This is a genomic window from Blautia sp. OM07-19 (assembly GCF_003481595.1).
GTDB lineage: Bacteria > Bacillota > Clostridia > Lachnospirales > Lachnospiraceae > Blautia_A > Blautia_A intestinihominis.
In genome coordinates this window covers 1-7248 of the sequence record NZ_QULA01000035.1, presented here as the reverse complement: position 1 = coordinate 7248, position 7248 = coordinate 1, and the positions used below count along the sequence as shown (strand labels likewise).

The window sequence follows — 7248 nt, the reverse complement described above, 5'->3', positions numbered from 1 at the left end:
CAGGATATTTTTATTTTGATAAATACTTTCTGTTTTTGGTCGCAAAAAATCCTTGTTTGGATTTTTTCAGCCGCATTTTTTTCTAGGCAGTTTTTCCTTCAAATTTTCTCAGTTTTTCGTATAAAAAACGATGATATTTATTTATATTTCTTCCAATAGCATACAGCATGAATTCTTTATATACCTTATCTGCCGAACGGTAATTAAAACGCCGGAAGTTCTCATTTTCCTTTATATCTCCAAAATGTCCTTCCGTCTGAATGGAATGTGTCTGGCGTTTCAGGATCCCGCGTTCACTCTGGATATTGGCATGCGATCTTTCTTTCAGTTCCTCCCATTGTTCATTGATCTTCATGACTTTGTTCTTTTCGGCATCTTTTTCCGCATCATACTTATACAGACAACGCGCTTTATGTTCACATCCGCTACAGTCTGCACAACCATATACCTCAAAGGTCTGTGTATATCCATCCTGCTCTTTGCTCTCTATCCTGAGATGCCGCAGTTCACGTCCGTCATGGCAGATATAGAACTGTTCATCTTCAAAGATCCCTGTCCTCATGTTGTAATATTTACTGATATCTTCTGAATAAGCGCGTGTTTTTCGCTTTTCATAATCCTGCAGTTTTATATAACTGGATATTTCATTCCGTTTTAAATAAAGCAGATTTTTTTCACTACAGTACCCGCTGTCCGCAGTTACTTCTTCCAGAATACTCCCGAAAGCAGTCTTATGTTTTTCAAGGACCGGGATCAGGGTATTATAATCGATGCGGTCGCTGCTTACATATCCATGTACGATATAATAATTCTCTACCGCGATCTGAACATTATATGCTGGCTTTAACTGTCCGTTCAGCATGTGATCTTCTTTCATACGCATAAAAGTCGCTTCCAGATCTGTTTTGGAATAACTGTTTCTGTCTTTTCCCATGATCTCAAAGCATTCTTTATATTCCATCAGTCGTTTTCCGCATTGTTCCAGTTCCTCATGCAGCTGTTGAAGTGCAGGTTTTCTTTTTCCTTTTCCGTAAACGAATTCGATTCCCTCGTTGTCTGCGATCATCGTGAGATTGTTCTGGAGTTTCCGTATTTCAAGCGGTGAACAGTTATCGATCTCTATAATACGGTTATTTGAAAGCTTTTTATGTTTTACAAGCTTTCGTTTTCTGTTCTTTTCGATCACTTCCCGGACTTTATCCATCCCTTCGATCACAAACATCTGTGCATTTCCCAGCTCGTACTTTGTTCCATAATCATTCTCCTGCAAAAAAGAATTATATTTTTCAAAAAGCTGGTCGATAAAGTCCAGAAGTCCTGCTAGATGGTAATTGATGCTTCCGCGCCATACAAAAGTATAACGGTTTGCATTTGCCTCTATCTTTGTACCGTCAATAAAAAGTTTTTTTAATGTGACCAGCCCTTCTTTCTGCAGCCGCCGCATAAACTGGTAATTTAGGTCATCCAGGACATCAGATGTCAGCTTCCTGTTTTTAAAGTCATAAAAAGCATCACGTTTCGGTTTTTGTCCGCGCGTCAGCCAGATAAAAGCAAGGTCTCTTTCACACAGATCAACAATACGGTCAACAGAACGTATTCCACGCATATTTGCATAGGTAACTACAGCATACATCATAATTGGGTTGTACCCGGTTCTTCCCTTATCTGAACAATTGGCTAACAAGCCAGAAAAATCTAATTCCTCCATCACTTTTTTCAGGGTATAGACTGGATCGTCGTCAGGTAAACTCAATTCGAAGAAACTAAAGTTAATTTTCTGTTGCCCAAACTCAAAAAAATCGTTATAATAATTAGTTGTTAGCATAGTTACATTATAACATGTAACGGAGAGAAAGATGGTTGTCGTTAGCCATCTTTTTTTCTTTTTTCAGATAAATTCAGAGAGGGTATGACTCGTTGTGAGCCATACCCTCTCTGCTTTGGAACTATCTATTGATATGCTCCCTTCTAGGTAGACAAGTGAAATAATAAAAACTTGTCACCTAGGAGGGAGCATATTTTATGTCTAAAAGAAAAGTATCTGTTGTGGATAAGATATATGCTGTAAATCTATATCTGGATGGAAAAGAAAGTCAACGGCGAATTGCCGATATGTTTGATGTAAGTCTCGCATCTGTCCAACAATGGATTCGAAACTATGAATCTATGGGAGCAAATGCATTCACATTGAAAGGGAATAAAAAATATTCCAAAGAATTGAAACAACAAGCAGTCGTAGATTATTTAGCAGGCTATGGTTCTCAAGATGATATTTGCAAAAAATATGGGATCCGTTCAAAAGCTAAGTTACAAATCTGGATAAAGAAGTATAATGGTCATGAAGAATTAAAATCTTCTGGAACAGGAGGAAGCATTATCATGACCAAAGGAAGAAAAACCACTTTTGAAGAACGGGTTGAAATAGTACAGTATTGTATCGCACATGATCGTAATTATGCCAAAACAGCAGAACAATACCAGGTGTCCTATCAACAGGCTCGCAATTATATAGTCAAATATGAAGCTGGTGGAATAGAAGCTTTAAGAGATAACCGTGGCAAACGAAAACGTCCCGATGAGATGAGTGAATTAGAAAAACTGCGTGCTGAAGTTAAAATTTTAAAAGCGGAGAAAGAATGTGCTGAAATGGAGGCATCTTTTTAAAAAAAACTCGAAGAAATAGAGAGGAGGCGGAGCTAAGCCTGGTCCGTCATGAACATATATATCAGGCAATCAAAGAAGAACATGAAGATCATAATTATTCAGTTGCTGCACTTTGTAAACTTGGTAATGTTTCTAGAGCAGCTTATTATAAATGGCTACACAGAGAAATTCCCAAAAGCGAGCAAAAGAATAGGTTTATTGATGACGAGATAGAAAAGATTCACACAGACTCACCGGATAAAGGCTATCGAAGGATCAGAGATGATTTGGAACGATATCATGGTATTGATATAAACGATAAACGTGTGCTACGCATTTGCCGTAAACTTAATATAAAATCAACTATCAAGTATTCTAACAACGGATGCACAAGACAGGCTGCAAACCCTCAGTATATAGCTGAAAACATACTTAATCGGGAGTTCACTGCCAAAGCACCAAATGAAAAATGGCTCACTGATGTGACAGAATTCCATTATTATATTGGGATTGAAAAGCATAAAGTTTATCTAAGTGCAATACTGGACCTATATGATAGACGGATTGTTTCGTATGTTATTCGTGATAAGAACAACAATGCTTTGGTGTTTGATACGGTAGACAATGCTTTACTTAGAAATCCTGATGCGCAGCCACTGTTTCACAGTGACAGGGGATTCCAATATACGAACAGGACATTTCATACAAAACTTGTAAATGCTGGAATAATACAAAGCATGTCGCGAGTTGCTAAATGTATCGACAATGGACCAATGGAAGGCTTTTGGGGGATTTTGAAGAGAGAGCGATACTATGGAAAACGATTCACTGATAGAGGTACTCTCGTAAAAATGATCGAAGATTATATAGATTACTATAACAATAAACGCTTACAAAGGAATCTCGGAATTTTAACACCAATGGAAAAACACGAAATTTACTTGCAAACCGCATAAAAACTGCCAGCAGACAAATTTCTGCTGGCAGGAAAATTTATATTTTTTCAATTGTCTACTTGACGGGGAGCGGTTCACATATTTCCCGACAGCCCCATTCTTTTTCTTCTGTCTTTATATGCCAGAAACAGAATCGTCAGAAACGTAACTGTCTCCGCTGCAAAAAGAGAGATCCAGATTCCATTTAATCCGAATAATTTCGCAAGTATAACTGCGCAGATAACAATAGCAACAATTCCTCTCAGGAATGATCCCACAATCGCGATTTTCGGTTCATCTACTGCTGAGAAATATGCCACCAGTACAACATTGATTCCTGCAACTATAAACCCAAGGAAATACAGACGCAGTCCTGTATGTGCATAATTCAATAACTGAACATTGTTTTCACTGTTGAAAATGCTGATTAGCGGGTCAGTTGCTGTCCAGATGATCAATTGGATCAATGCTTCTACTGCAAGACATACGAGCAGGCTCCATTTCAGAAGTTTTTTTACCTGAGTAGGCTGACCTTTTCCGTAGCTTTCACTGATCAGAGGCTGTGCTCCCTGGGCCAGACCGTTGAAGATTGCAAATGCCACGATAGAAAGGTTTGCCACAACTCCATAGGCTGCTACACCTACATTTCCTGCAATTCCCAGGATCAGGAAGTTAAATACAATAGCGATCACACCGGAAGACAGTTCACCGACGAATGCGGAAACTCCTAGCTGACAGCAGGAAATCAGGTGTCTGAATGACGGTTTTTTCCAATGGAATCCTACATGGTTTCTGCTGCTTCTGTAGTGTATGGTACAGACGCTCATTGTTACGATCAGACAGATTGCAGTAGCCAGTCCGGCTCCGGAAAATCCCAGACCGACTGGGAACATGAATATATAATCAAATATAATGTTAAAGATACTTCCACTGATGGAACCGATCATTGCAATAGAAGGCGCCCCATCGTTTCTGGCAAATGCAGTAAATGTATAATTTGACATGAAGAATGGTGTTGCGATCAGAATAATTCTCACATAGTTTCGTCCAAGTCCGATCAGTCCGGCATCTGCACCCAGCAAAGCCAATGCTTTGTCCGGAATAAAAATTCCGATCAGCATAAATGGAACTGCAACCAGTATGCTCCAGGTTACTGACTGTACGAAATAATGTTCTGTATTTTCTCCTTTTGCCCTGCTTATGGCATACCTGGTAGCGGAACCAATCCCGATCATAGCCCCAATCGCATAGATCAGTCCATAAACCGGCAGGATCAAATTGAGAACTGCCAGTCCGTCAGCACCGGAATATACAGATATAAAGAAAGTATCTGCCAGAACATAAACGGAAATCCCGATCATTCCGGCAACACTCTGGGTTACATATTTAGTGAATCTTTTCAGCATAATTCTTGTCTCCTTCCGTAAAGACTTGCCTTCTATTTATATATCTGTATTTTAAAAAATAGCAATCAAAAACTCCTCTCAGGCGCTATGCATAATAATTTCAACAACATGCTGCTTATAGCAGGTATTGATAAATTTATATCATTCTGATGATATATTATATTTCATTTTTCACGTTAATGATGTAAAATTATCAATGTAAATATCAGGGCATATTCGAATAATCATTTCTAAACTTTTTCAAATATGCTCCGGAAAGGAACTTTTATACTAATGAAAACCAAGATTCAGGATATGACCTCCGGTTCACCGGGACGGTTGATCATTCTTTTTGCAATTCCCCTGATGCTGGGAAATATCTGTCAGCAGCTTTATACAATGGTGGATACCATGGTTGTTGGTCAGGTTGCAGGTGTGGAGGCTCTTGCCGCACTGGGTGCTGTTGACTTTCTGATGTGGGTTGTCACAGGAATATCCACAGGACTCACTCAGGGATTTTCTATTCAACTCTCCCAGTATTATGGGGCAAAGGATTTCGAAAATCTGCGTAAATCTCTGGCTCACAGTTACCGGCTGACCGCATTCATCGCAGCCGGAGTATTGATTCTCAGCCAGTCATTTGCTTCGCTGGTATTAACAGGGCTGCATACACCTTCCAATATTATCGGAATGTCTCTGTTATATCTGCGCATCATTTTCTGTGGAATCCCCGCCACAGCAGCCTATAATATGTTTGCTTCTGCTCTAAGGGCTATGGGAAACAGTAAAACACCGCTGACCGCAATGATCATCGCATCTGTGCTGAATGTCTCACTGGACATCCTTTTTGTGGCAGGCTTCGGATGGGGTGTGGCAGGAGCAGCAATCGCAACTGTGATTGCACAGAGCTTCTCCGCTGTTTACTGTTTCCTGATTTTACGCAGAATTGATATCGTTCATCTGACCAGAGCAGATTTTATGCCTGCCTCCGGCATGAATGCCCGCCTGATGAAGCTTGGTATTCCTGTTGTATTTCAGAATATCATCATCGGTGTGGGCGGTCTGGTAGTCCAGTATGTGATCAATGGCTACGGTTTCCTTTTTGTAGCAGGATTTACAGCTACAAACAAGCTTTATGGTCTGCTGGAAATGGCTGCTATTTCCTATGGATATGCCATCGTTACCTATGTGGGTCAGAATCTGGGAGCCGGAAAGATTGACAGGATCAGAAAAGGCGTCCGCAGCAGTATGCTGCTTTCCCTGCTTACCTCACTGATCATTTCTGCTGCCATGTTTTTATTTGGAAAAAATATTCTCTCACTTTTCATCTCAGGTGAACCGCAGCAGACACAGCAGGTATTGGCAATTGCTTTTAAATACCTTTCTATTATGGCTGCCATGCTCTGGGTTTTGTACTTCCTGTACGTGTACAGATCTGTACTTCAGGGGCTGGGAGATACCTTAATGCCTATGGTAAGTGGTATGGCTGAATTTGTCATGCGTATCAGTGCTGCACTGATCCTTCCCCATTTTATCGGACAGGACGGTATTTTCTTTGCAGAGATTGCAGCATGGAGCGGAGCCACTGTGATCTTATGCATCAGCTATTATGTACGGATGCATAAATATCATTAAAACAAAACAGGGAGCTGTCGGTAAATAACGTTTTTTAGAGCTGACAGCACCAAACAAAAATATCCTGACAGTTACAGAGCTTTCTGGCTTTGCAACTTGTTCAGGATATTTTTATTTTGATAAATACTTTCTGTTTTTGGCCGCAAAAAATCCTTGTTTGGATTTTTTCAGCCGCATTTTTTTCTAGGCAGTTTTTCCTTCAAATTTTCTCAGTTTTTCGTATAAAAAACGATGATATTTATTTATATTTCTTCCAATAGCATACAGCATGAATTCTTTATATACCTTATCTGCCGAACGGTAATTAAAACGCCGGAAGTTCTCATTTTCCTTTATATCTCCAAAATGTCCTTCCGTCTGAATGGAATGTGTCTGGCGTTTCAGGATCCCGCGTTCACTCTGGATATTGGCATGCGATCTTTCTTTCAGTTCCTCCCATTGTTCATTGATCTTCATGACTTTGTTCTTTTCGGCATCTTTCTCCGCATCATACTTATACAGACAGCGCGCTTTATGTTCACATCCGCTGCAGTCTGCACAACCATATACCTCAAAGGTCTGTGTATATCCCATCCTGCTCTTTGCTCTCTGTCCTGAGATGCCGCAGTTCACGTCCGTCATGGCAGATATAGAACTGTTCATCTTCAAAG

Annotated in this window: 5 protein-coding genes and 1 pseudogene; 3 read left to right on the top strand and 3 right to left on the bottom strand. The window is 40.0% G+C overall.

The annotated features are described in order from the left end of the window. Window positions 1-82 precede the first annotated feature (82 nt). Window positions 83-1825: an IS1182 family transposase gene (locus DXC01_RS16935; protein ID WP_118699430.1), complete on the bottom strand. Its 1743-nt coding sequence runs from the start codon at window positions 1823-1825 to the stop codon at window positions 83-85. A 197-nt stretch (window positions 1826-2022) separates the two neighbouring features. Between DXC01_RS16935 and DXC01_RS16930 the strand changes: the two genes are divergently transcribed. Both DXC01_RS16930 and DXC01_RS16925 read left to right on the top strand, forming a co-directional pair. Continuing rightward, window positions 2023-2664: a helix-turn-helix domain-containing protein gene (locus tag DXC01_RS16930; RefSeq protein WP_118699429.1), complete on the top strand. Its 642-nt coding sequence runs from the start codon at window positions 2023-2025 to the stop codon at window positions 2662-2664. Then, the gene (locus tag DXC01_RS16925) at window positions 2655-3599 is read left to right on the top strand and encodes an IS3 family transposase (protein WP_330427701.1); all 945 of its coding nucleotides are present in this window, start codon (window positions 2655-2657) and stop codon (window positions 3597-3599) included. The genes DXC01_RS16930 and DXC01_RS16925 overlap by 10 nt, the downstream gene beginning before the upstream one ends. Before the next feature lie 74 nt (window positions 3600-3673). On the opposite strand, the gene DXC01_RS16920 is transcribed toward DXC01_RS16925, so the two are convergent. Beyond that, a complete protein-coding gene (locus tag DXC01_RS16920; protein WP_118699427.1) occupies window positions 3674-4984 on the bottom strand; it encodes an MATE family efflux transporter in 1311 nt (436 codons plus the stop codon). 273 nt (window positions 4985-5257) lie between these two features. On the opposite strand from DXC01_RS16920, the gene DXC01_RS16915 reads away from it, so the two are divergent. After that, window positions 5258-6598, top strand: coding sequence for an MATE family efflux transporter (locus DXC01_RS16915; protein ID WP_015528771.1), 1341 nt, complete (start codon window positions 5258-5260; stop codon window positions 6596-6598). Between the two features lie 183 nt (window positions 6599-6781). Here DXC01_RS16915 and DXC01_RS16910 read toward each other — a convergent pair. Then, window positions 6782-7248: pseudogene (locus tag DXC01_RS16910) on the bottom strand (transposase); the annotation flags it as partial.